Origin of the sequence: Hymenobacter sp. DG25B (assembly GCF_000801315.1) — a bacterium.
Lineage (GTDB): Bacteria > Bacteroidota > Bacteroidia > Cytophagales > Hymenobacteraceae > Hymenobacter.
In genome coordinates, this window is sequence record NZ_CP010054.1 from 2,961,724 (window position 1) to 2,985,441 (window position 23,718).

Sequence of the window (23,718 nt, forward strand, 5' to 3'; positions counted from 1 at the left end):
GCCAAGATGATATGAATCGCAGAAATACAGGGCCACATTAGCCCACAAACGGCTTGCGAAACTCTGGGGCCACCCGCTTCTTGGAGGCCTGCTCATAAGCATACGCCAGAGTCAGCAAGGCCGGCTCCTGATACGCGCCGGCCACAAACGACAGCCCAACCGGCAAGCCGTGGGCGTGGCCCATGGGCACGGTAATGTGCGGGTAACCAGCCATGGCGGCCGGGCCGGAAAAGCCCGGACCGGGCCAGTAGTCGCCGTTTATCAGGTCGATGCAGGGCGCGGGGGCGTTGGTAATGCCGATGATGGCAGTGAGCTTGTTGTCGCGCAGGATAGAGTCCAGGGCCTTGCGGGAGCCGTTCTGCGACTTGCTGAGGGCCGCTTTGTATTTGGGGCTATCCAGACCGTCCAGCTTCTCCGAGGCTTCCAGAATTTCCTGCTGGAAGAAAGGCATGGATTTGTCCTTGTTCTGCTTGTTGAAGGCAATAACATCGGCCAGGGTTTTCACGGGAGCCCCGGCAGTGGCCAGGTACTTGTTTACGCCGTCTTTGAACTCATACAAGAGCACGTCGTACTCGGCGGAGCCCAGCGGATCGGTCTGCTTTTGCACTTCTACTTCTACCACGGTGGCTCCCTGCGCTTTCAGGAATTCTACCGCCTCTTTCAGCAGCGCTACGGCATCGTTGGTGCCGGTCAGGTGGCTTTTCTCTACCCCAATGCGCTTGCCTTTCAGGCCGTTGGCATCCAGGAATTTGGTATAGTCGGCCTGCAGCTTGCCGGCACTTTGCTGGGTTATGGGGTCGGCGGCATCGGGGCCGGCCAGAGCGGAGAGCAGAATGGCGGCGTCGCGGACGGTGCGCGTCATGGGGCCGGCCGTGTCCTGGCTGGCAGAAATGGGGATGATGCCCGTGCGGCTGAGCAGGCCCACCGTAGGTTTAATGCCCACCAGGCCACTGCAGGAAGACGGCGACACTACGGAACCGTCGGTTTCGGTACCAATGGCTACGGCGCAGAGGTTGGCAGAGGCCGCCGCGCCCGAGCCGGCGCTGGAGCCGCTGGGGGTGCGGTCCAGAATATACGGGTTGCGGGTTTGGCCACCCACTGCGCTCCAGCCGCTGGTAGAGCGCGTGGAGCGGAAGTTGGCCCACTCGCTCAGGTTGGTTTTGCCCAGGATTACGGCCCCGGCTTCGCGCAGCTTCTTGATAATGAAGGCATCCTGCGAGGCTTTGTGGCCGGCCAGTGCCAGGGCCCCGGCGGTGGTGGGCTGCTGGTCGGCGGTGTTAATGTTGTCTTTCACCAGCACTGGAATGCCGTGCAGAGGGCCGCGCACTTTGCCGTTTTTGCGCTCCTGGTCCATCTGATCAGCAATTTTGAGGGCATCGGGGTTGGTGATGAGCACGGAGCGCAGCGTGGGGCCGCTGCGGTCAATGGCCTCAATGCGCTTCAGATACAGCTCCGTAATTCCCCGCGAAGTGAGCTGGCCGCTGCCCATCTTCTCCTGCAGGTCGTTGATGGTGGCTTCCTGTAATTCAAAACTATCGGCGGCGTTGTCGGCCGCGTCGGGGGCGCCGGCCTTTTTTTCCTTGGTTTCCGGGGCGCAGGCACCCAACGAGAAAGTGGAAAGGGCTACACTGGCCAGGCCGCTATTACGCAGAAATATTCTTCGGTTCATTGGTCGATTTTTGCTGGTAAGTTAGCCCTGTACATTGGACTTTTCCAGCGTTTTAGCAGGAATAAAAGACCCAGGAAAAATCTACTGCTGTGCGGCTTGCTACTGGCGCTTGGGCAGGCCGCTGCCGGCACTATCTGCTGGCGGTTTGAGACGATTGCGCTGGCACTTCTCCCCGCAGTATTTTACCGCTTCCCAGCTAGCCTGCCACTTCTTGCGCCAGGCAAAGGGCCGGCCACAGGTTACACATATTTTAGTGGGCAGGTCGCTTTTACTGCGGGCTTTGGGCATGGTTATTTACTGCCTTCTAACGATACCCGTTTGCTTTCCACCGGCTGTCCTCCCTTGCCCATGGCGGGCATTGTTTTCGGCGCGGGGGTGGCCTCACTCATCTTTTTGGCCAGCTTGTCCGGCACGCCCATGCTGTTCAGCATACCACTCACCAGCCCCTGCTGCCAGATAGCAAATACCGACATCCGCAGGTTGCGCTTCGATTGGATAGTGCCGGGCTTCAGGGCCTCATTACTTTGGCGGGGGTTATTGTCCCGGATAACCAGGGCATTGGCCACCTTAGAGCCAACTTTGGTTACCAACGTGGAGTGGGCCTCCCCTCCTTTCAGAGATAAAAAAGCCACTTTTAAATCAGAGTAAGCCGCTTTCATGGTACCCTCCACCCCCTGTCGGTCCACCACCATGGCAAAATCGACCTGCTTTACGCGGCCACTGGAAAATTTGAGTGAGCGGGATGATTCGGTAATCGAGTTCAGAATACTAAATGGTGCCGGACCAAACGTACCTACAATGCGGTGGCGGCCATTGGGCTGCAGCAAGGGAACATAGGCCGTGGCGCGCACAAAGCTGCGGCGCTGAAACCACGCACTGGCCTGCACTACAGCGGGCTGCGCGGCGCGGCCAGAGCCGGCTACAGTGTTAAGGTTGCGAATAGTGCCATTGAGCTGGGTAACGCTGGTGCGCGAAGGCTGCGGGCTGCGCAGGGCCCGGTACACAAAAAACAAATTGCCTTTCTGCAGCTGCAGCAGCCGGATATCTAGGGGGAAGGGCAGCTCCTTTAGTTTTTCGGGCGTTACCAGCGACGGTTTTTGGCTGATAGGGTAGCGCCCATCACCGGCCAGGTGCAGCAGCGGGTTTTGCACCACCAGCTTGCGGGCGCGCACCACGCCCTGGTGCTGAAGGGCAGCAAAGTTGAGCCCCGAGGCGCGCACCACCGGCACCTGCACCGTAATGTGCGACACTTGGTGGCCTTTGCGCCGGGCCATAGCAGCCAGCGGCATGGTAGGAGCCAGTTTTGTACGGGTGATGGTCAGTTGCTGCTGCGCCGTGTTCAGCGTCAGCCCCTGATAAGTCAGCTTGTAATAAGGCGCATCAATAGCTACCGAGCCCGGCCCGGTGCTGAGCTGCCAGGAACGGGCATACAGCACCCGCGCGGGGTTGCGGGCACTGGCCGCATCTACCCGGATAGCCTTGCCCTGCAGCGACACGTTTTTGGCCTGTGGTGCCGTTGCCAGGCCTTTTACCTGCACTTTGGCGCCGGCCACCACCAGACTTTGCAGCGAAACCCGGGTAAGCGCCGACAGCAGCTGGTGCAAGGGCGCGGGAGAAACCCGCGGCGCTACCACTACTACCTCGGGACGCATGAGCCGCAGCGTATCGGCCTGGAACTGCTGCCGGGCTAGTTGGGCAGCCTGCAGCCCCGTGAGCACCAGTTGGGGCAGCTGCAGCGCTATGCGGGCTGTGCGGCTCTGTTGGTTGCTGATGGGCTGCAAGGGGATAATGCGCACAGAATCGACCTGCAGCTGCTGGGTTTGGGAGGTAAACCGGGTATGGGCCACCTGCACGCGGTGCCCGGCTGCGCGGGCCTGCAGGCCGACCAGCTGCAGCGCAAGCTGGGCGGCGTAGCCAATGCGCTGCGTATCAGCCGCGCCGGCCCGGCTCAGGAGAATATCCCGGGCCGAAAAGTCGCCTCTTTTTAAATGGATGGAGTCCTGTTGGCTGATTTGGTACGCCAGCTGCACCCGTTGTAAACCCAGGTAGCCCAGCCGCAGCCCCGGCACCCGCGTGGGCAAACGGGTATGCATTGACGCAGCGGCCTGTTCTGACGCGGGCCAGGCACCCGAATTCAACCGCACCGCGCTAATCAGCAAACTATCTATGGGCACCTGCTGCCGGCGTAGCAGCTGCCAGAGGCCCACGCCGGCCACGCGCACCCGGCCCACATCCAGCGTGAGGACGGGCAGCTTACTGGCCACGGCCGTACGGGTGCGCAGCCGAATGCCCTGCACATCGAGCACGCCGTGCCACAGATTAGTGTGCAGAGTGTTGATGTGCAGCTGGTAGCGGCCGTGGGTGCGGGCGGCTACTTCCTGCTCGGCTTTGCGGCGTAACCAGGGGTCCAGGGCCAGCAGCAGAATGCCCACTAACACTGCCAGCACCACCAGAATCAGTCCCAGCCATTGCCACCATGCCCAGCGGCGGCGCGGCTCAGCCGGCCTGGGCGCGGGGGTATTTTTCAGAAATACAGGGGCAGAATCAAACACAGATAACGGACCGGCAGCAGAGAGTCGAAAACAAAGCCCCGGCACTAGCCGGCAGCGGCAGGTAATCAACGAAAGGAAGGCCTGAAGGTTTGCACCCAGCACGTTGCGCTTACGCCCGGCCTGCCCTGGCGCCCCGCGGGAAGCCCTGCCGGCACTGCCTGGCGCTACCGGCAGGGCAATGCTGCGCTTTGCCACGCCGCAACGCCTACCTTAGCACTCAGGCAGCACCCGGCTTATACCATTCCGGGCAGGCAGCGGTTTTAGTGGAAGCCGGAAACCGGGCCTGGCGCACACGGTCTTAATTTTTCTTTAGCGGCCGCCGCGCCCAGCCGTATGCTGCCTAAGGCTGGATGAACTTCCGGCAGCACAATTCTGCTCCCCGCAAGTTTTAATTATCCGTAGCGCTGCATATTGCCTTATTGTTGCTTTTATTCGATTGTTGAATTCTGTGTATGCTCCGAATCTAATGGCCGTTTCAGTTCCAACTCCCTGGCAGGAAAGACGTTCTAAACAGGCGCCGGCAGTTCCCTCCGCTGCCGCCAACCGCCCGATGCTCGCCATAACTTCCCTGCTAAACCCGCAAAGCGCGGCCCGCATCAATACCATCATCAAAAGCCTGGAGGCGGAGTTTGGGCTGGATGACGTGCAGGCCACGCCCGACCCCCACATTACTTACCAGCTGGCCGGAGTGCGCAAGTTGTCTATGCTGAAAGCGGTGCTGCAGGACGTAGCCCGCCATACCCAGCCTTTTTCCGCTTTCACCACCGGCCTAGGCGTGTTTCCGGGCCCTAACCCGGTTATTTACATTCCGGTGCTGCGCTGCGATGCCCTCAACGACCTGCACCGGCGCATCTTAAAAGCCACCGCGCCGCTCTGCCTGCGCACCGATAAGTTCAGCGGGCCCGACTGCTGGCTACCGCATATTTCCCTGGCCCTGCACGATACCACCCCCGATTTGCTGGGCCCGGTGCTGCAGTACCTCAATCAGCAAACCTTCAACCTGCGTCTCACCATTAACAACCTCACCATTCTGCGGCAGGAAGGCGACTTATTTGTGCAGGAAAAAAACTTTTCCTTTGCCGGCCACAAGCAGCATAAAACGCCGCTGCTGTTTTAAAACCACACAAGTCCGGTAGATTTTGCCGCCCGGCTGCGGTAATCTGCCCCTCCCCTCCGACCTTTACCCGCTCCAACCACCTTTCTCTTCTCTATGTATCAAATCGTACTTCTGCTGCACTCCTGGACGCGCTGGCTGGTGCTCATTTTTGGCCTGATTGCTATTTTCCGTGCCCTGGGTGGCTGGCAGGGCCGCCGCCCCTGGACCGGGGCCGATAATGGCATGGGCGCCTCTTTTGTGGGCTCCATGCACCTGCAGCTGCTCCTGGGCCTGATTCTGTACATCACTGGCCCCCTCGGCATGAAAGCTTTTGAAGCGGGCAGCGCCGTGATGAAAGACCCCGGCAGCCGTTTCTGGGCCGTAGAGCATCTGGTAGGCATGCTGCTGGCCGTCATCTGCGCGCAGGTGGGCCGGACGCTCTCCAAAAAAGCCACCGACCCCGTGCTGAAGCACAAGAAGGCCTTCACCTGGTTTCTGATTGCGCTGCTGCTGGTGCTGGTGATGATTCCGTGGGGCATCTGGAACCCGGCCCGCCCACTATTCCGCTTTTAGCAAATAGTATATTTCGTGGCCGCTTACCAAGAGTTCTGCCAGTTTCAACTGCGCAGAACTCTTTTGTTTTTCAGGTAGTTGCATTTAAAACAACGCACTAAATATATTTTATAAGATATATTATCTGTTTATAATTATAAGCAATGTCCCTATCTTTAGCCCCCCCGTATACAGCAGTAATATATTGCTGCAAAGTGCCTTTTGTAGCTTCTCTTCTAATCCTTGCCAGTCTCTCTATCCATCATGGTTACTAAATCCCGGTATTCCCCCGAGGAGTTCCAGCAACACATGGTTGTTCGGATCAGGGAATTGGAAAAGCACAAGGATGCCCGTTCCTATACACTTATGTTAGCGGTGCTGCGCCAAAACCTATTGGACATGCAGCGGGAAGCCAGCCCTATAACCCGTTCCAAACCTGCCTGATGCCGCAGGCTACGGATCTAAAAAAGGCCCGCTACTTCAGGTAGCGGGCCTTTTTTAGATCCGTAGAGTTTAAAGCGAGTAGCCGCCGGAGGCTTCTATACGCTGGGCATTTACCCAACCGGCATCTTCTGAGCACAGGAAGGCCACAATGCCGCCAATGTCTTCCGGCTCACCAATGCGGCCCAGCGCTGTTTGAGAAGCCATATAGCCCTCCAATTGCGGGTGCGCCTGGCGGGCAGCAGCCGTAAAATCGGTTTTAATGATGCCCGGCGCCACCACATTGGCCCGGATTCCGCGGCTGCCCAATTCCTTGGCCAGGTAGCGCGTCAGGATTTCCACGGCGCCTTTCATGGAGGCATACGCCGCGTAGCCGGGGGCCGTGAAGCGCGCCAGCCCAGTGGAGAAATTCACAATGCCGCCGCCATCAGCCAGCAAGGACAGCAGGTTCTGGGTCAGAAAGTACACGCCTTTGAAGTGCACATTCATCAGGTGGTCGAAAGACTCTTCCGTGGTTTGCGCAAAGGGTGAAGGCGCATCGTGGCCGGCGTTGTTTACCAGAAAATCAAAGTTTTCACGGTTCCACTTCTGCTGCAGATGTTGGGCTATAGTCTCTTTGAAAGCCGGAAAGGAGGCGCTCTGGCTTACATCCAGCGGCAGCGCCACGGCCTGACGGCCCAGCGCTTCAATCTCGGCCACTACGGCCTGTGCTTCTGCCTCCTTGTTGCGGTAGGTCAGGATAAGGTCATGGCCGGCTTGCGCCAGGCGGAGGGCGGTGTTTTTGCCCAGTCCGCGGCTGGCACCAGTTACGAGGGCTATTTTGTTTGTGCTCATCGGTTCTTTGCTTAGTTGATGCTGCAAAGTTCATCTATGGTGCCGATGATGTTCTGGTGAGAAGCTCCGATTAAATGGTGACAGTTTCCGTTTTTTCAGTTCGCAGTGCTTCCCATAGCTGCTCCCGGTACTGCTTGGGCGTGGTGCCGGCAAAGCGCTTGAAGAACTTAGTAAAGTTGGAAGGATCGTAGGTGAGGCGGGCGGCTATTTCGGCAATGGGCAGCGCCGGGTCCTGCAGCAGCCGTTGCGCCACTTCCAGAATGCGCTGCTCAAAGAAATGGCAGGGCGAGTGGCCGGTGGTGAGCTTGATGGTATTGCTCAGGTGCGTGGGGTGAATGTGCAGCCGGTCGGCCAGGTCGCGCACTTCCAGCATTTCCGTGGCGCGGCCGGCTTCCACGTCGGCCACGTGCTGATCTACTTCGCGCAGAAACTCCGCCGTTATTTCGTGCTGGCGGGCCAGAATTTTCTTGGGAATGGACGTGGGCATAATGTCAATACCAAAAAGTAGGAGGTCTGTTTCCTAATTTATGAAAAAGCCCGTCGCTGACTTCAGCGGCGGGCTTTTATGCAAGCGTCAAAAGGCAATTACTGCCCCAGCACCATGGCAAACACCAGCGGGGCTACAATGGTAGCATCCGACTCGATGATGAACTTGGGCGTGTCCTGGCCCAGCTTGCCCCAGGTGATTTTCTCGTTCGGCACGGCACCGGAGTACGAGCCGTAGGAGGTGGTGGAGTCCGAAATCTGGCAGAAGTAGCCCCACAGCGGCACCGAGGTGCGCCCCAGATCCTGGTGCAGCATGGGCACCACGCAGATGGGGAAGTCGCCGGCAATGCCGCCACCAATCTGGAAGAAGCCTACTTTGCTTTGCTCGGTGGCCTGCTCAGTGTACCAGCCGGCCAGGTAAATCATGTACTCAATGCCGGTGCGCACGGTGTGCACGTTCTTGATGTCGCCCGAAATAACGTGGCCGGCGAAGATGTTACCCAGCGTAGAGTCTTCCCAACCGGGGCAGATGATGGGCAGGTTTTTCTCGGCGGCAGCCAGCATCCAGCTATCCTTGGGGTCTATCTGGTAGTACTGCTCCAGCTCACCCGACTTCAGAATCTGGTAGAAGAACTCGTGGGGGAAGTACTGCTCGCCGGCCTTATCGGCCTTCTCCCAGAACTTCAATACCGAATGCTCCAGGCGGCGCATGGCCTCTTCCTCGGGAATGCAGGTGTCGGTTACGCGGTTCATGTGGCGCTCCAGCAGGGCCTGCTCGTCGGCGGGGGTCAGGTCGCGGTAGTTGGGTACCCGCTCGTAGAAGTCGTGGGCTACTAGGTTAAAGATATCCTCCTCCAAGTTGGCACCGGTGCAACTGATGATCTGCACTTTGTCCTGCCGAATCAGCTCGGCCAGCTGGATGCCCATTTCGGCGGTGCTCATGGCACCGGCCAGGGTAATCATCATCTTGCCACCTTCGGCCAGGTGCTTGTTGTAGCCTTCGGCGGCATCAATGAGGGCAGCAGCGTTGAAGTGGCGGTAGTGGTGCTTGAGGAAGTTGGTGATTTGCATATTGGTTTGAGCTTCAAGCCTCAAGCTGCAAGTAGCAAGCTTTTGGCATTAGGGAGAAAAAGAGGTAACGAGGGAACTGATACGGGCGAAAAAGCTTGCAGCTTGAGCCTTACGGCTTGCCGCTCTAAAACCCTCTATACCGGCTCCTCAATCATGAGGTTGTGGTTGGTATAGATGCAGATGTCGGCCGCAATGTGCAAGGCTTCTTCCACCATCTGGCGGGCCGTGAGGTGGGGCGCGTGCTTCTTCAGGGCCAGCGCGGCGGCCTGGGCGTACATGGCGCCGGAGCCAATGGCAGCCACGTCGGAGTCGGGCTCCAGCACGTCGCCGGTGCCGGCAATGATGAGCAGTTCGTCTTTATCGGCTACCACCATCATGGCTTCCAGCTTGCGCAGGTACTGGTCTTTGCGCCACTCCTTGGCCAGCTCAATGGCGGCGCGGCGCAGCTGGCCGTTGTAGCTGCCCAGCTTCTCCTCAAACTTATCCAGCAGCATAAAGGCATCGGCTGTAGAGCCGGCAAAACCGGTTACTACTTTGCCATCGTGCAGCTTGCGCACTTTGCGCACGTTGCTCTTGGCCACGTGCTTGTCCATAGTGGCCTGGCCGTCGGCGCCCAGGGCAATCTGCCCGTTGTGGCGCACCCCCAGTACGGTAGTGGAGCGTATTTTCATATCGGTAGTGAATCAGTTTCAGGTTATCAGTTGTCAGAAAAAAGATTGTCAGCTGCCGGGTCGAAACGAACTGACAACTGACAACCAAAAACCAGCAACGCAAAAATCAGATGAGCATGCGCATGGGGTCTTCCAGCAGGCTTTTCAGCGTTTGCAGGAAAGCGGCGCCGGTAGCACCATCTACCACGCGGTGGTCGCAGCTTAGGGTCACTTTCATCACGTTGCCAATGGCCAGCTGACCGTCTTTTACCACGGCCGTCTGCTTGATGCCGCCCACGGCCAGGATGCAGGCATCCGGGGGGTTGATGATGGCCGTGAATTCTTCAATGCCGAACATACCCAGGTTGGAGATGGTGAAGGTGCTTCCCTCCCACTCGGCGGGCTGCAGCTTCTTGCTCTTGGCTTTGCCGGCCAGCTCTTTCACTTCCGTGGCAATGGTAGACAGGCCTTTGCCGTCGGCGTTGCGCACTACGGGCACCAGCAGACCTTCGTCCACGGCCACGGCCACACCAATGTTCACCACCTTGTTCTGGCGAATTTTGTCGCCCAGCCATGAGGAGTTTACGGCCGGGTGCTGCTTGAGCGCCACGGCGGCCGCCTTAATCACCAGGTCGTTGAACGACAGCTTCACCGGGGAAAGAGTGTTCAGCTGCGTGCGCACTTCCATGGCACGGTCCATCAGAATTTCCATCGTGAGATAGAAATGAGGGGCCGTAAAGAGGCTTTCCGACAGGCGACGGGCAATAACCTTGCGCATCTGCGAAACCGGCGTGTCAGTGTAGGTACCCTCGGCCGCAACTGGGGCGGAAGCAGCGGCCGGAGCCGGTGCTGCTGCTGAAGGAGCAGTTGGGGCCGGGGCGGGAGCCGCAGCAGGCGCTGCGGCTGGCTGGGTGGCCGGAGCCGTACCGGGCTGGAAGCCTTCAATATCCCGGGAAACAATGCGGCCGTTGTCGCCGCTGCCTTTCACCTGGCTCAGGTCGATGCCTTTTTCTTTGGCGATGCGCTTAGCTAGCGGCGAAGCCAGCAGGCGGCCACCGGTTGGGGCGGGGGCTACAGCTACTGCCGAGGATGCAGGTGCTGCGGCGGCTGGAGCGGCAGCAGCTGGTGCCGGGGCGGCTTCCACAGCAGCCTCTGGCGCCGGGGCAGCGGCCGGAGCCGCACCACCCGACTGGCCACCCAGCAGGCTTTGAATATCAGCACCTTCTTCACCAATAATGGCCAGAATGCCATCTACGGCTACGGCTTCGCCTTCTTTCGGACCAATATAGAGCAGGGTACCGTCGTCGTAGTTTTCCAGCTCCATGGTGGCCTTGTCGGTTTCCACTTCGGCCAGCACGTCGCCGGACTTCACTTTATCTCCTACTTTTTTCTGCCAGGAGGCAATGGTGCCTTCCGTCATCGTGTCGCTCATTTTCGGCATCCGGATAACGGTAGCTTTCTTGCCGTTGCCAGCCGGGGCCGCGGGGGCTGGGATTGGTGCAGGAGCAGGAGCGGGTGCTGCGGCAGGTGCCGGAGCTGGGGCAGCAGGCGCCGCCGCAACAGGGGCAGGAGCGGGAGCAGCGGCCGGTGCCGGAGCAGCCGCGCCACCCTGAGCGCCGCTCAGCAGGCCGGAAATATCTTCGCCGGCTTTGCCTACAATAGCCAGCAGGCCATCTACGGGCACGCCTTCGCCTTCTTTGGGGCCGATGTAGAGCAGGGTGCCATCCTCGTAATTCTCCAGCTCCATCGTGGCCTTATCGGTTTCCACTTCTGCCAGAATATCTCCGGACTTAACGGTGTCGCCTACCTTCTTGAGCCACGACGCAATGACCCCTTCGGTCATGGTGTCGCTCATTTTGGGCATTTTTATGATTTCGGCCATCTGCTTCTTCGGTTGAGTTGTGGGGTCAAAATTAGCCCGAAAATCCGGGGGCGCAAACGAGAGTTATTCCCCTCTGCTACGCGAAATTTCGCCGGGCAGACGGTTAGGGCTGCCGTTCCCCGGCTTTTGCCCGGCTGCGAAACGCTATACCGCGTGCAGATGGCGGACGTCCAGGAAGTTGCGTACGGTGAACATGCTGCCCGTGTAGTGCAGCTTATATAAGCACAGGTTATGGTGCTCAAATGCATCCATGCAGGCCAAGGGGTAGTTTAATAACTGGCACAGCATCACGCGCATGGCCCGCCCGTGCATGCACACCAGCACGTTTTCTTCCTCGGGGCGGGATTTCAGTAGCTCAATAAACGGGCGCTGGCGGGCCGCCACTTCATCGGGGCTTTCGCCGCCCAGCAGGCGGGCGCTGGTCTGGCCCCGTTTCCATTGCTGCAGCACGCCGTGGTATTCTTCATCCTCGTCCGGGGTAATGCGCGTGCCTTCCCGGTCGCCCCAACTGATTTCGTTGAGGCCGGCGTGCACTTCGTGCGGCAGGCCGAGCTGCAGAAAATCGTGCACCGACTGGTGCGTGCGCTGCAGCGTGGAGGTATATACCTTATGGAAGGGCACGTGCTGGTAGGCCGCGAAAAACCGCGCCGCCTGTCGCTGCCCGGCCTCATTCAGACTGGAATCTACGCCGCTGCCCTGCACAATGCCGCGCACGTTAAAGTCCGTCTGTCCGTGGCGGATAAGGTATATTTTTTTGACGCTCACTTTAGCCCTAGCTTTGCTGTTTGCTACCTCGAAAGTAGGATTTTTAGGGCAAAAAACGTCCTTTCTGGTTTGTTTCTGCATGGAAAATACTCCTCATTCCCTGGCTAAGCTCAACGAGTGGTGCCAGAATACCCTGGGCGCGCACCTGGGCATCGAGCTTACCGCCGTGGGCGAGCGGAGCATTACGGGCCGCATGCCCGTAGACCACCGCACCCACCAGCCCATGGGGCTGCTGCACGGGGGCGCCTCCGTGGCCCTGGCTGAAACACTGGGCAGCATCGGCGCTTTTCTGCAGGTAGACCAAAGCAAAAAAGCCTGCGTGGGGCTGGAAATCAATGCCAATCACCTGAAAGGCGTACACTCCGGCTACGTGGTAGGCCATGCTACGGCCCTGCACGTGGGCCGCACCACCCAGGTATGGGAAATCCGTATTACCCACGAAGAAACTGGGGCGCTGGTATGCATCAGCCGCATTACCATGGCGGTGATAGACCTGCCCGGCAAAAAGGAGAAAACCACGTGAGTACGCCCTTGCCAGGAAATGTACTGCGCTGGCCCAACCCGGCGCAGGCTGTGCCGGAGCGTCTGCGCCAGCTGGTGGCCTTTGCGTTGCTGCATAAGCTGCCGGTAGCGCTGTGGCGCCTGCCCAACGCCACGGCCCCGCAACTCTGCCTGAGCTTCTCCGCCGAGGCTGCCCTCACAGGTCTGCCACCCGCGCTGGAGGCTACCGCCCCCGCTGGCTTTACCTTTTTTCCCTTCCGCGACTCCGACCACAACCCGGCTCTTTTTCTACCGGCTGATGTTCTGTTTGACGCCGCCCGGCCCAACGAGCTGCGCGTGCAGGAGGCCGCGGCCGGAGCCCCCGATATACTACCGCAACTGCGGGAGTATCTTGCCAGCAGCCAAAATACAGCAGCCAGCAGCCCAATTCTACCCTGGGCCGTAAGTCCGCAGCCGGCTCCGCATGCCGCCACGCAAGAAGAATATACTGCCCTGGTTGAGCGAGGTGTGCGGGCTATTGAAAAAGGCAAAGTGCAGAAAGTGGTATCGTCCAGAGCGGCGCGGTGGCCTCTGCCGGCTGACTTTGATGCCCTGGCTGCCTTCACTGCGCTGCAGGAGCGCTACCCCCGTGCCTTTGTATCTCTGGTGAGTGCGCCGGGCGCGGGTACGTGGCTGGGCGCCACGCCGGAAGTACTGGTGGAGCTTACGGCCGATGGCCGCTTCTGCACCATGGCCCTGGCCGGCACCCAGCCCCTGCCGCCCGATCATCAGCCCCAGCATGCTATTTGGCGGCAAAAGGAAATTGAGGAGCAGGCCCTGGTGGCCCGCTACATCGTGAGCTGTTTTAAGCAATTGCGGCTGCGCGAGTACGAGGAAACCGGACCGCGCACCGTGGTAGCCGGCGAGCTGCTGCACCTGCGCACCGATTTTTCCGTGAACCTGCGCGCCGTGCCCTTCCCTACCCTGGCCACCGATATGCTGCGCCTGCTGCACCCCACCTCCGCGGTGGGCGGTATGCCCCGGCAGGCGGCCCTGGAGTTTCTGCAGAAGCACGAAGGCTACGACCGGGCGTATTACAGCGGTTTTCTGGGCCCAGTAAACCTGCCCGCTCCTGGTGTAACCCAACTCTTTGTAAACCTGCGCTGTTTTCAAGTGCGCCCGCAGGAAGCCATTCTCTACGCGGGTACCGGTCTAACCGCTGATTCTGACCCCGCCAAGGAATGGCAGGAAACCGAGCTGAAGCTGACAACCGCCGGCGCTATTCTTACCTAATGGTGAATGCTAAATGTTGAATGGCAATGTATTGGCCCCGTATTCCCATTCATAATTCAGCATTTATACCTCATAATTTAAAAGCTATGCAGTCGGTTTATAACATTGCTGAAATCTGTGCCCGGCACGGCATTACGGACGTGGTTTTGTCGCCGGGCAGCCGGTGCGCGCCGCTGACCATTGCTTTTGCCCGCCACCCTGAAATAAGGGTGCGCACGGTGCCGGATGAGCGGGCCGCGGCGTTTATTGGCTTGGGGCTGGCCCAGGCCCAGCGACGGGCCGTAGCGCTGGTATGTACTTCCGGCACGGCCGGCCTAAACTACGCCCCGGCCGTGGCCGAAGCCTACTTTCAGCAGATTCCGCTGGTGGTTTTCACCGCCGACCGCCCCCCGGAATGGATTGACCAACTGGATGGGCAAACCATTCGGCAAAGCAACCTGTACGGCGCCCACGCCAAAGGCACCTTTGAATTCCCGGCCGAAACTTCCCATGCTGATGCCCGCTGGCACGCGGAGCGGCTGGTTTCCGAAGCCATTAACCTGGCCCAGCAATTTCCGGCCGGTCCGGTGCAGGTAAATGTGCCCCTGCGGGAGCCCTTCTATCCCCAAGCCGGCCAGCCGCTGCAGTATGATAAAGTGAAGGTGATACGGGAGCAGGCCGGGCAATCAACTTTGCCGGCTGCGGAGCTGGCCAGCCTCCGCGCCCAACTCCGCCAGACCCCGCAGACCTTGGTAGTAGGTGGCCAGCATCGGCATGAAAATGAGCTTTTGCTGGCCTTGCGGCAGTTTTCGGCGGCATACCAGGTGCCGGTGGTGGGGGATGTTATTGCCAACCTGCACCAACCCGTGGGCCCAACCTACGACCTGCGCGCCGCCCCCATTGGCCGGCAGGATGTATTTTTGGCCGTGCCGGAAAAAGGTTTGAAAGAAGCGCTGCGCCCTACCCTGCTCATCACCTTCGGCCAGTCGCTTATTTCCAAAGCCCTGAAGCTGTACCTGCGCGAATACGCGCCGCAGCAGCACTGGCATATCCAGGCCGCCGGCCCCGTGGCCGATACCTTCCGCTCCCTCACGCGCATTATCCGGATGGAGCCGGCCGCGTTTTTTGCGGCTCTGCTTTCAGAGACAGGCACTATAACGACTTCTGAAAAAGACGAGCTGGCGCCGGCCAATCCGCACGAAATGCCGGCCGATGCCACCCGCGTGGCGCGGCCCGCGAAGCCCACGGGCACGGTGCGCCTGACTTGGCCGAAAGCAGGCTGGGCCCTGGGGGATGAAGAATCGGTGCGCAACTCATTTGCCACACCCTGGCAGAAAGCGGAAGGCTGGGCTACGAGTTTCCTGCAGGAGTTTTTTCAGGAGCCGCAGCAGCCGTTTAATGAGTTTTCGGCCTTCTATCACACCCTGCGTTTCCTGCCCCAACACACGGCGCTGCACCTGGCCAATAGCATGGCCGTGCGCTATGTGAATATCCTGGGCCTGCCCGCCACCCAGGCCGTGGAAGTATTTGCCAACCGCGGCACCAGCGGCATTGATGGCTGTACCAGTACGGCCGTGGGCGCGGCCCTGGCCCAGCCGGAACGCCCGGTGGTATTACTCACCGGCGACGTGGCTTTCTTCTACGACCGGAACGCCTTCTGGCAGAACTACCCCACGACTAACCTGCGCGTGGTCCTTTTCAACAACCACGCGGGCGGCATTTTCCGGCTGATTGACGGGCCTCGTCAGCAGCCGGAGCTGGAAGAGTTTTTCGAAACCCATCAGCCCCTCACCGCCGAGAATACGGCCCGGGATTTTAACCTGGGTTATTTCACGGCCCGTAGTCTGGCTGAATTAGAATCGGTACTGCCGGTTTTCTTTGCACCCGGAAACAGTGCGGCCCTGCTGGAAGTTACTACGGACAGTGCCACCAACGCGGCTTTCTTTGAACACTACCGCACGGCGGTAAAAACTGCTTTTGCGTAACATATGCCCTTGTTATCCTGAGCCTGCGAAGGACCTTACATACTGCGAACGATAATCGTAACCACGACTCGTGCTAGCGTGACAAGGTCCTTCGCTTGGGCTCAGGATGACAGGCGTTTTTGCTTTTTTTCTTCAACTTCTAATCTATGGCCGAACAACTCATCTGGACTCCCATTAAAGAATTCCGCGAGATTATCTTCTCGCAGGCTGGGGGCATTGCCAAAATCAGCATCAATCGTCCGCACGTGCACAATGCCTTCACGCCCCTCACGGTGCAGGAGATGATTGAAGCCATGGACATCTGCCGCAACCGCACCGATATCGGGGTGATTATTCTCACTGGCGAGGGCGGCAAAGCCTTCTGCTCGGGCGGCGACCAGAGCGTGCGGGGCCACGGCGGCTACGTGGGCGAAGACACCGTGCCCCGCCTGAACGTACTGGATTTGCAAAAGCAGATTCGCTCCATTCCCAAGCCCGTCATTGCCATGGTGGCCGGCTGGGCCATTGGCGGCGGCCACGTGCTGCACGTGGTGTGTGACCTGACCATTGCCGCCGAAAATGCTCGTTTCGGGCAGACGGGCCCTAAAGTGGGCTCTTTTGACGGTGGTTTTGGCGCTTCGTACCTGGCCCGCATCGTGGGTCAGAAAAAGGCCCGCGAAATCTGGTTTCTCTGCGACCAGTACGATGCCCAGGAAGCCCTGGATATGGGCCTGGTGAACAAGGTAGTGCCGCTGGATAAGCTGGAAGAAACCACCGTAGCCTGGTGCCACAAAATTCTGGAGAAAAGCCCCCTGGCCCTGCGCATGCTCAAGTCCTCGTTTAACGCGGAGCTGGATGGGCAGGCCGGTATTCAGGAGCTGGCCGGCAACGCCACGCTGCTCTATTACCTCTCCGAAGAAGCCAAGGAAGGCCGCAATGCCTTTGTGGAGAAGCGCAAGCCGGATTTCGACAAGTATCCTAAGTTCCCGTAGGGCACCAGAACAAAAGATAGTTGATACATCACTGCCTGCCCTGTATGGGCAGGCAGTGGTTTTTTCTGTACTTTCCATTCTTCAACCATCCCGCCTGCATCTCCCCTTCTAAACCAGCTGATCTATGAAGCGTTTACTCCTGATCCTCACCCTGGGCATTGCCAGCGCCTCCGGCACACAAGCGCAGGCCACCAAGGCTTCCGCCAGTGTGCCCGGGCCGGATGCAGGTAAGGAAATACTCCTGGTTGATGCCGCCTGCGGCCAATGCCGCCTGGGCCTGGAAGGCAAAAGCTGTGACCTGGCCATTCGCCTGGATGGGAAGGCCTATTTTGTGGATGGCACCACGGTGGATTCGCACGGCGACGCGCACGCGAAGGACGGGTTATGCAATGCTATCCGGAAGGCGAAAGTGCAGGGCGATTTAGTGGATAACCGCTTCAAGGCAACGTATTTTGAGCTGCTTCCGGAAGTAGCCCAGAAGGATAAGTAGCTCCTAAAAACAGCGGGTAACTACCCTGCCAGAAAGAGCCTGTACTGCTTGTACCGGCTCTTTCTTTGTATCATGCCTTTGCTTTTACTTCCCCTTATTCTTACCCATGAAAAATATCCTATTGCTGGGCTTTTTAACCCTCTCGCTCAGCGGCTATTCCCAGACTCTGCATAAGAACCGCTTCGGCTTATCGGCGGGCATTGGCGCGCCGGTTATTGCCCAAAGACAATTAGATGGTGGCCCCAGCTATGAAATGGGTCGGGGATTCGATTTCGGCGTTAATTATTACCGGGCCATAACGCCGAAAACCAATCTTGAAAGCGGCGTTTTTCTGCATGCCAATGAGCTAAAGGTAACCCCTGCCTTTTATCCCGGCTGGGAAATGGCTCCGCAGTATTATGATATCCGCCTGCTGTATGTCCCGCTCTTTTTGAAGGTTAACCTGGCTAAGTATTTCTATCTGAATGGTGGCCTATTAGCGGACGTAGACCTCAGCAAGAATAAATATATCAGCAGCCAGACCGGGCTGGGCACCGGGCTGGGCCTGGGAACCGACATCCATGTTTCTGACAGATTTGCCTTCACAATTAACCCGTATTTGAATTTGCATGGACTCTGGACAATAGAGCAGGAGCATTACCCGGAAAGGATTTTTGATGCGGGTATTAAAGCAGGCATCATTCTTAAGTAACCTGCAAAACCCAACCCTGGTGCGGCTAATGGAGTAGATTTGCGGTATGTCAGCACCGCTCCTCCCCGACTCCCTCCTGCTCAACGGCCGCGAATTCCGCTACGCCGATATTCAGCAATACCCCACCAACGTACCCAGCGACCTGAACGGCTACGAAGGCAAGGTGCTGGACTTCTGCCGCCAGTGGCTGAACGGGGCCCAGGAGTTTGGCCTGCGCACTTCCGGCTCCACGGGCAAGCCCCAGCTGGTGACCATGTCGCGCCGGCAGCTGGCCGCCTCCGCTAACCGCACCGGCGACTACTTTGACCTGGGCCCCGGCGACCGGATGCTGGTGTGCCTGAACTGCGAGTTTGTGGGCGGGCTGATGATGCTGGTACGCGCCTTTGAGCGCCGCATGCACCTCACCATAGTAGAACCCCACGCCGACCCCTTGGCCCTGGTGCCCGCTACGGCCCAGTTCGATTTTGCCTCCTTTGTGCCCCTGCAGCTGCGCGCCGTGCTGGAAGCCGGCCACGCCCATCGGCTGGATAAAATGAAAGCCATTCTGGTGGGCGGCGCTACCGTGGAAACCAGCCTGGAAAAGGCCCTGCAAACGCTGAAAGTGCCCGTCTATCTCACCTATGGCATGACGGAAACTGCCTCCCACATTGCCCTGCGCCGCCTCAACGGCCCCGATGCCTCCCCGTATTACCGGGTGCTTTCCGGTATTGGCGTAGGCCAGGATTCCCGCGGCTGCCTCACCGTGCGCGCCGACGTAACCAACGACGTGCTCATCACCACCAACGACCGGGTGCATTTCCTGGATGAGCACACCTTTGAGTGGCTGGGCCGCGCCGACTTCGTGATAAACTCCGGGGGCGTGAAAGTGCCGGCCGAGAAGGTGGAGAAAGTACTGGAAGTAGCCCTGATGGAGCTGGGTATCAGTGGCCGCCGGGCCTTCGTCTCGGGCCAGCCCGATAGCCGCCTGGGCGAGCAGGTTACGGCCTTTGTGGAAGGAAAGCCGCTGCCTGCCGCCCAGGAGAAACAGCTGCTCACGCTGCTCACCGAGCGACTGGACCGCTACGAGCGGCCCCGCGCCGTGGTATATGCCTCGCAGTTCCGCACCACGGCCTCCGGCAAGCTGGACCGGCTCAGCACCATTCGCTCCCTGAGCCCGGCGCCGCCTTCGCAGCGCTAGGCCCCTGGCTGGTTGTTTTCGGGTGCTGGAATGCGTTGCTTTGCGCTAAGCCAGCCCTCTGTTTGCTTGTTCGTTCTCCCTTTACTATCCCTATGTCCCGTCCTCTCCTTTCGGCCGCGGCCTTTTTGGTAGCGGCTCAGCTTAGCGGCTGTGCCAGCTCATCGCCCACCGTTACTACCACCCCCGAAGTTACCACGGCTCCGGCCACGGCCGCTACCCCAGCTGCTGCGCCTGCCACACCCGAAGCCACGCCGTTTCAGGTAGTAAGCGAGCAGTTTGCCGACCTGCGCATTCTGCGCTATGAAGTGCCCGGTTTTGAGAAGCTGGAGCCTCAGCAAAAAGAGCTACTGTACTATTTATATGAAGCGGCGCTTAGTGGCCGTGATATTATATACGACCAGAATTACAAGGAAAACCTGCGGGTGCGCCGCACCCTGGAAGCCCTCTGGGATGCCAACCAGGAGCGCCTGGCCGCTTCTACCAACACCCAGCAGGTAGAGCAGGCTACGCTCTTTAATGTGTACGCCAAGCGCGTGTGGTTTTCCAACGGTATCCATCACCACTACTCCACCCGCAAGTTTGTGCCGGAGTTTACGCCGGAGTACTTCAAGGATCTGGTGTACAGCGTAAACGAGCAGGCCCTGCCCTTAATGCCCGGCGAAACGCCAGCCAAGTTTGTGGCCACCATGACGCCTATTCTGTTTGATGCGAACCTGGCCGCCAAGCGCGTCAATCAGGAAGCCGGCAAGGATTTGGTAGCTACCTCGGCCAACAACTTTTACGAAGGCGTTACACAGGCCGAAGTAGAAGCCTACTACGCCAAGAAAATCAACAAAAAAGACACGCGCCCTATTTCCTACGGCCTCAACTCGAAGCTGATGAAGGACAAGCGGGGCAACATTGTGGAGATGCCCTGGAAAGTGGGCGGCATGTACGGCCCGGCCCTCACGCAGGTGGCCTACTGGCTGAACAAGGCGCTGGATGTGGCCGAAACGCCCGCGCAGCGCGCCGCCCTCACCAAGCTCATTCAGTACTACAGCACCGGCGACCTGAAGCTGTGGGATGCCTACAACATTGCCTGGGTACACGATACCCAGTCGGAAACGGATGTGGTGAATGGCTTTATTGAAGTGTACGGCGACCCGCTGGGCTACCGCGCTTCCTATGAGTCGGTGGTATCGTTTAAGGACCTGGAAGCCACCAAGCGCATTAAGGCTATTGGCGATGAGGCCCAGTGGTTCGAGAACAACTCACCTATTAAGCCCGAGAACAAGAAGAAAAACGTAGTGGGCATCACGGCCAAGGTGATTACCACCGTGGTAGAAGCCGGCGACGCAGCTCCTTCCACCCCCATCGGCATTAACCTGCCCAATGCCACCTGGATTCGCAAAGAGCACGGCTCTAAATCCGTAAGCCTGGGCAATATTGTAGATGCCTACGACCGCGCCAACGCGGGTGGCATGCTGGATGAGTTTGCCTACGATGAAGCCGAGAAAAACCGGGCCCGCCAGTACGGCTCCCTGGCCGGCAAGCTGCACACCGATATGCACGAAGTAATCGGGCACGCATCGGGGCAGATAAACCCCGGCGTGGGCACCACCAAGGAAACCCTGAAAAGCTACGCCTCCGCCATTGAGGAAGGCCGCGCCGACCTGGTAGCCCTGTACTACCTGATGGATAATAAGCTGGTGGAGCTGGGCGTGATGCCGAGCCTGGAAGTAGGCAAAGCCGAGTACGATAACTACATGCGCAACGGCCTGATGACCCAGCTGGTGCGCCTTACCCCCGGCGAAACTGTGGAGGAAGCCCACATGCGCAACCGCCAGATGGTGGCCAAATGGGTGTATGAGAAAGGCAAGAAAGACAAAGTGGTAGAAATGGTAACGCGCGACGGCAAAACCTACGTGCACATCAACGACTACACCAAGCTGCGTGCCCTCTTCGGCCAACTGCTGCGCGAAACCCAGCGCCTGACAAGTGAAGGCGACTACGCCGCCGCCAAAAACCTGATTGAAACCTACGGCGTGAAAGTAGACCCCACGCTGCACAAGGAAGTGCTGGCCCGCTACGCCAAGCTGAACATTGCCCCTTACGCGGGCTTCATTCAGCCCAAGCTGGTACCCGTGATGCAGGAAGGCAAAATAGTAGATGTGAAGGTGGAATACCCCTCCGACTTTGCCCAGCAGATGCTGGAGTATGGCCGCAAATATTCCTTCCTGCCGCTGCATAACTAATCCTTAAAAAGGCCGGCTGAAATCAACAGCCGGCCTTTTTTATTTTGCAACTCTCCACTTTGCCTTTCATGAAAAAACTATTACTCCTGACAGCGCTGGTGCTGGCCCTGGGCACGTTGCGCGCCACGGCCCAGGTTACCAACACCACCGCCGGCCGCTTCGAGTATTGCGAAATGCTCACCACCGACAACCTATTCTCCACCACCGACGACAAAGCCGGCGACATCTACGTGGATTTCGGCTATGGTTTTGAGAAGCTGGGCGGCGGCACTTTGTCTCAGCGCGAGGCCGGCAAGCTGCAGGTGTTTGCCACTCACGTCAGCGCCCTTACCTATATGGGCAAGCTGGGCTGGGAAGTGGTGCAGATGTATCAGCAACCGAAGGTGAACAAGGAGCCGGTGCGCACGCTATTCGTCTTGCGCCGCCCCGCACGAGGGAATTAAGGATTTTCCCTTCACTCTGTCATGTCGAGCGCAGTCGAGACATCTCGCGTGCTGATGTTGTAATAGTATTGTCATGCTGAGCCCGTCGAAGTATCTCTACCGCTTCGTTGCAGTGGTATACCATACTAGCGAGATGTCTCGACTGCGCTCGACATGACGAGCTATAACTTTTAATAAAAAAAGCCCGCTGCTCATAAGAGCGGCGGGCTTTTTTTATTTCTTGAAATCCCTGGATTTTCAATTCCCCTACCGCTTCCGCTTCAATCCTTCCTGCGTGAACAGCGGCTGGCGGCCGCGCACGATTTTGTAGAAGTCGCCGAGGAAAAGCTTGGCCCGGCCGAAGAAGATGAGGCCGCTCAGCTCGTTTTCCAGCTCGTCATCAATGAACACCATTTGGCGGTAGCCCACGCCGGCGCCCAGCCCCACCCAGCGGAACACGCGCACGTGCCCGGCCAGAGAAGGTTCTACAATGAAGATATTGTGTTTGGGCGTGCGGGTTACCTGTCCATCGGGCTGCTGGTAGCGGGCGTAGTAGCGGCCCACACCCAGCTGGGTGGGCGTGCTGAGCTCCCAGCGCGGCGTCCCGATTAATACATACTCGGCGTAGGCTACGCCGTAGCGGAAGCGCAGCTCGTCGCGGGTACCCGCGGGCATATTGGGCGGCAGGGGCGCGCGGGTGGGCACGCCCCCGCTGAGCATGTAAAAGCCCAGGCCGGTGCGCAGACGGCCGCGCCATTCCACGCCCAGCTTCAGGCCATTGATACCTACTACCTTCTGGTTGAGCAGGGAAAACCGCTGGTCGAACTGGAATACTAGGCGCCGGTGGGCCTGTCGCACCTGGCTGCTATCGGCCCCGGGGCCGGCCTGCGCGGCCCCGGCCCACAGCAGGAAAAGCAGACTGCACCATACTCTCTTCATAACGCCGCAAAGGTACGCAGCCCTGCCGGGCATGTGGCATGCCGGGCGGCAATACCTACACTTCGCCCGCCGGCCTTTACGGTTCGCCCGGGTTTGCCGGCGGTTCACCCTTTTTCCGGTTCTGCCGGGGCAGTTGGCTGCATAGTTTTGATTCAATCAACAGCCACTAACTGCCCACGGCCATGACGACGGTTTCCTTTTCCCACTCGCCGGTAAATACCTCAACCCTTCCTGGCCAGGTGCGCCAGGGGTTGCGGGTGCTGCACCAGGTAAATCCGGTTTTGTCCTGGGTAGGCTGGGCAAACGTGGTCCTGTTGCTGCTGGCCGTGGTATTGCTGCCACTGGATGGCCGCACGGTAACCGGCCTGCCGGTTTGGGTAAAGCCCATCAAATTCTGCCTGTCGGTTATTGTCTATGTCTGGACGCTGGGCTGGCTGCTGGCCGATCTACCGGCTCCGGCCCAACGGGCCGTGCGCCGCATCAGCTGGGCAGTGGCCCTGAGCATGGTGCTGGAAATTGGCTGCATCTACCTGCAGGCCGCCCGGGGCACTTCCTCCCATTTCAACGCCGCCACCGCCTTCGACGGTATCCTATTCAGCGTGATGGGCATCATGATTATGGTAAACACGCTGGCCATAGTTGCGGCCGTGTGGCTGGTGTGGCGGTACCGCCCCTATGGCCCGGCCGGCTATGTGTGGGGCGTGCGCCTGGGTTTGCTGTTGTTTCTCATTGGCAGTGTGCTGGGCGGTATGATGATTCACCTGAACCAGCACACGGTGGGCGCCCCCGATGGTGGCCCTGGCCTGCCGGGCCTGGGCTGGAGCACCCGTGCCGGCGACTTGCGCCTGGCTCATTTCCTGGGCCTGCATGCCCTGCAAGTAGTGCCGCTGCTGGGCTGGTGGCTGGCCCGGCGCCTCCCCCGGCGCGCCGTGCTACTTACCTGGCTGGGGGCAGCCGGCTATGCCGGGCTAGTGGCCTTCCTGTTTGTGCAGGCCCTCCACGGTCAGCCCTTCATTGCGCTTCGCTAAACGTCTTCTTCCTTCTATCCTTCTACTTTCC

22 protein-coding genes are annotated in these 23,718 nt (G+C 59.2%); 12 read left to right on the top strand and 10 right to left on the bottom strand.

Going from position 1 to position 23,718, the window contains the following annotated elements:
* Window positions 1-37: 37 nt before the first annotated feature.
* From PK28_RS12785 to PK28_RS12795, 3 genes are all read right to left on the bottom strand, one after another.
* Window positions 38-1,669, bottom strand: coding sequence for an amidase (locus PK28_RS12785; protein WP_044514398.1), 1,632 nt, complete (start codon window positions 1,667-1,669; stop codon window positions 38-40).
* 99 nt (window positions 1,670-1,768) lie between these two features.
* Complete coding sequence (locus tag PK28_RS21345; RefSeq protein WP_044514401.1) at window positions 1,769-1,957, bottom strand: DUF2256 domain-containing protein; 189 nt, start codon at window positions 1,955-1,957, stop codon at window positions 1,769-1,771.
* A 2-nt stretch (window positions 1,958-1,959) separates the two neighbouring features.
* Window positions 1,960-4,221 (bottom strand): hypothetical protein, encoded by a 2,262-nt coding sequence (locus PK28_RS12795; protein WP_044514404.1) that lies wholly within the window; start codon window positions 4,219-4,221, stop codon window positions 1,960-1,962.
* Between the two features lie 550 nt (window positions 4,222-4,771).
* Here PK28_RS12795 and PK28_RS12800 point away from each other — a divergent pair.
* Together PK28_RS12800 and PK28_RS12805 are read left to right on the top strand one after the other, a co-directional pair.
* Complete coding sequence (locus tag PK28_RS12800; protein ID WP_044514407.1) at window positions 4,772-5,338, top strand: 2'-5' RNA ligase family protein; 567 nt, start codon at window positions 4,772-4,774, stop codon at window positions 5,336-5,338.
* A gap of 93 nt (window positions 5,339-5,431) precedes the next feature.
* Window positions 5,432-5,890 (top strand): hypothetical protein, encoded by a 459-nt coding sequence (locus tag PK28_RS12805; protein ID WP_044514410.1) that lies wholly within the window; start codon window positions 5,432-5,434, stop codon window positions 5,888-5,890.
* A 492-nt stretch (window positions 5,891-6,382) separates the two neighbouring features.
* Here the strand turns inward: PK28_RS12805 and PK28_RS12815 are convergent, their stop codons facing one another.
* From PK28_RS12815 to PK28_RS12840, 6 genes are all read right to left on the bottom strand, one after another.
* A complete protein-coding gene (locus tag PK28_RS12815) occupies window positions 6,383-7,144 on the bottom strand; it encodes an SDR family NAD(P)-dependent oxidoreductase (protein ID WP_044514416.1) in 762 nt (253 codons plus the stop codon).
* Window positions 7,145-7,214: 70 nt separating this feature from the next.
* A complete protein-coding gene (locus tag PK28_RS12820) occupies window positions 7,215-7,631 on the bottom strand; it encodes a helix-turn-helix domain-containing protein (protein WP_044514418.1) in 417 nt (138 codons plus the stop codon).
* A 98-nt stretch (window positions 7,632-7,729) separates the two neighbouring features.
* Entirely contained in the window at window positions 7,730-8,701 is a 972-nt protein-coding gene (locus PK28_RS12825) for a deoxyhypusine synthase family protein (RefSeq protein ID WP_044514421.1), read from the bottom strand.
* A 134-nt stretch (window positions 8,702-8,835) separates the two neighbouring features.
* Complete coding sequence (hslV, locus tag PK28_RS12830) at window positions 8,836-9,372, bottom strand: ATP-dependent protease subunit HslV (protein WP_044514423.1); 537 nt, start codon at window positions 9,370-9,372, stop codon at window positions 8,836-8,838.
* A gap of 106 nt (window positions 9,373-9,478) precedes the next feature.
* Window positions 9,479-11,233 carry a pyruvate dehydrogenase complex dihydrolipoamide acetyltransferase gene (locus PK28_RS12835; protein WP_044514425.1) on the bottom strand — a complete coding sequence of 585 codons (1,755 nt, stop codon included), beginning with the start codon at window positions 11,231-11,233 and terminating at the stop codon, window positions 9,479-9,481.
* A gap of 144 nt (window positions 11,234-11,377) precedes the next feature.
* Window positions 11,378-11,998, bottom strand: coding sequence for a histidine phosphatase family protein (locus tag PK28_RS12840; protein ID WP_044517049.1), 621 nt, complete (start codon window positions 11,996-11,998; stop codon window positions 11,378-11,380).
* A gap of 79 nt (window positions 11,999-12,077) precedes the next feature.
* Here PK28_RS12840 and PK28_RS12845 point away from each other — a divergent pair, with 79 nt between their 5' ends.
* The 9 genes from PK28_RS12845 (at window position 12,078) to PK28_RS12885 (ending at window position 21,741) form a co-directional block, all read left to right on the top strand.
* Window positions 12,078-12,521 carry a hotdog fold thioesterase gene (locus PK28_RS12845; protein ID WP_044514429.1) on the top strand — a complete coding sequence of 148 codons (444 nt, stop codon included), beginning with the start codon at window positions 12,078-12,080 and terminating at the stop codon, window positions 12,519-12,521.
* Between the two features lie 8 nt (window positions 12,522-12,529).
* Window positions 12,530-13,771: a chorismate-binding protein gene (locus PK28_RS12850; RefSeq protein WP_231576152.1), complete on the top strand. Its 1,242-nt coding sequence runs from the start codon at window positions 12,530-12,532 to the stop codon at window positions 13,769-13,771.
* A gap of 86 nt (window positions 13,772-13,857) precedes the next feature.
* Complete coding sequence (menD, locus tag PK28_RS12855) at window positions 13,858-15,735, top strand: 2-succinyl-5-enolpyruvyl-6-hydroxy-3-cyclohexene-1-carboxylic-acid synthase (protein ID WP_044514430.1); 1,878 nt, start codon at window positions 13,858-13,860, stop codon at window positions 15,733-15,735.
* Between the two features lie 146 nt (window positions 15,736-15,881).
* Window positions 15,882-16,706 (top strand): 1,4-dihydroxy-2-naphthoyl-CoA synthase, encoded by an 825-nt coding sequence (gene menB, locus PK28_RS12860; protein ID WP_044514432.1) that lies wholly within the window; start codon window positions 15,882-15,884, stop codon window positions 16,704-16,706.
* Between the two features lie 124 nt (window positions 16,707-16,830).
* Window positions 16,831-17,196 carry a DUF6370 family protein gene (locus PK28_RS12865; protein ID WP_197070415.1) on the top strand — a complete coding sequence of 122 codons (366 nt, stop codon included), beginning with the start codon at window positions 16,831-16,833 and terminating at the stop codon, window positions 17,194-17,196.
* Window positions 17,197-17,302: 106 nt separating this feature from the next.
* Window positions 17,303-17,887: a hypothetical protein gene (locus PK28_RS12870; RefSeq protein ID WP_044514434.1), complete on the top strand. Its 585-nt coding sequence runs from the start codon at window positions 17,303-17,305 to the stop codon at window positions 17,885-17,887.
* A 46-nt stretch (window positions 17,888-17,933) separates the two neighbouring features.
* A complete protein-coding gene (locus tag PK28_RS12875; RefSeq protein ID WP_048825996.1) occupies window positions 17,934-19,064 on the top strand; it encodes an AMP-binding protein in 1,131 nt (376 codons plus the stop codon).
* 92 nt (window positions 19,065-19,156) lie between these two features.
* A complete protein-coding gene (locus tag PK28_RS12880; RefSeq protein WP_044514437.1) occupies window positions 19,157-21,298 on the top strand; it encodes a dipeptidyl-peptidase 3 family protein in 2,142 nt (713 codons plus the stop codon).
* A 68-nt stretch (window positions 21,299-21,366) separates the two neighbouring features.
* A complete protein-coding gene (locus tag PK28_RS12885) occupies window positions 21,367-21,741 on the top strand; it encodes a hypothetical protein (RefSeq protein WP_044514439.1) in 375 nt (124 codons plus the stop codon).
* A gap of 246 nt (window positions 21,742-21,987) precedes the next feature.
* Here PK28_RS12885 and PK28_RS12890 read toward each other — a convergent pair whose 3' ends face one another.
* Complete coding sequence (locus PK28_RS12890) at window positions 21,988-22,659, bottom strand: hypothetical protein (RefSeq protein WP_044514442.1); 672 nt, start codon at window positions 22,657-22,659, stop codon at window positions 21,988-21,990.
* A 182-nt stretch (window positions 22,660-22,841) separates the two neighbouring features.
* Between PK28_RS12890 and PK28_RS12895 the strand changes: the two genes are divergently transcribed.
* Window positions 22,842-23,687, top strand: coding sequence for a hypothetical protein (locus PK28_RS12895; protein WP_044514444.1), 846 nt, complete (start codon window positions 22,842-22,844; stop codon window positions 23,685-23,687).
* Window positions 23,688-23,718 lie beyond the last annotated feature (31 nt).

Coding starts and splice junctions, on each gene's coding strand:
- PK28_RS12785 (WP_044514398.1), bottom strand. CDS start 1,669: ATGAACCGAAGAATATTTCTGCGTAATAGCGGCCTGGCCAGTGTAGCC.
- PK28_RS21345 (WP_044514401.1), bottom strand. CDS start 1,957: ATGCCCAAAGCCCGCAGTAAAAGCGACCTGCCCACTAAAATATGTGTA.
- PK28_RS12800 (WP_044514407.1), top strand. CDS start 4,772: ATGCTCGCCATAACTTCCCTGCTAAACCCGCAAAGCGCGGCCCGCATC.
- PK28_RS12805 (WP_044514410.1), top strand. CDS start 5,432: ATGTATCAAATCGTACTTCTGCTGCACTCCTGGACGCGCTGGCTGGTG.
- PK28_RS12815 (WP_044514416.1), bottom strand. CDS start 7,144: ATGAGCACAAACAAAATAGCCCTCGTAACTGGTGCCAGCCGCGGACTG.
- PK28_RS12820 (WP_044514418.1), bottom strand. CDS start 7,631: ATGCCCACGTCCATTCCCAAGAAAATTCTGGCCCGCCAGCACGAAATA.
- PK28_RS12825 (WP_044514421.1), bottom strand. CDS start 8,701: ATGCAAATCACCAACTTCCTCAAGCACCACTACCGCCACTTCAACGCT.
- hslV (WP_044514423.1), bottom strand. CDS start 9,372: ATGAAAATACGCTCCACTACCGTACTGGGGGTGCGCCACAACGGGCAG.
- PK28_RS12835 (WP_044514425.1), bottom strand. CDS start 11,233: ATGGCCGAAATCATAAAAATGCCCAAAATGAGCGACACCATGACCGAA.
- PK28_RS12845 (WP_044514429.1), top strand. CDS start 12,078: ATGGAAAATACTCCTCATTCCCTGGCTAAGCTCAACGAGTGGTGCCAG.
- menD (WP_044514430.1), top strand. CDS start 13,858: ATGCAGTCGGTTTATAACATTGCTGAAATCTGTGCCCGGCACGGCATT.
- menB (WP_044514432.1), top strand. CDS start 15,882: ATGGCCGAACAACTCATCTGGACTCCCATTAAAGAATTCCGCGAGATT.
- PK28_RS12865 (WP_197070415.1), top strand. CDS start 16,831: ATGAAGCGTTTACTCCTGATCCTCACCCTGGGCATTGCCAGCGCCTCC.
- PK28_RS12870 (WP_044514434.1), top strand. CDS start 17,303: ATGAAAAATATCCTATTGCTGGGCTTTTTAACCCTCTCGCTCAGCGGC.
- PK28_RS12875 (WP_048825996.1), top strand. CDS start 17,934: ATGTCAGCACCGCTCCTCCCCGACTCCCTCCTGCTCAACGGCCGCGAA.
- PK28_RS12880 (WP_044514437.1), top strand. CDS start 19,157: ATGTCCCGTCCTCTCCTTTCGGCCGCGGCCTTTTTGGTAGCGGCTCAG.
- PK28_RS12885 (WP_044514439.1), top strand. CDS start 21,367: ATGAAAAAACTATTACTCCTGACAGCGCTGGTGCTGGCCCTGGGCACG.
- PK28_RS12890 (WP_044514442.1), bottom strand. CDS start 22,659: ATGAAGAGAGTATGGTGCAGTCTGCTTTTCCTGCTGTGGGCCGGGGCC.
- PK28_RS12895 (WP_044514444.1), top strand. CDS start 22,842: ATGACGACGGTTTCCTTTTCCCACTCGCCGGTAAATACCTCAACCCTT.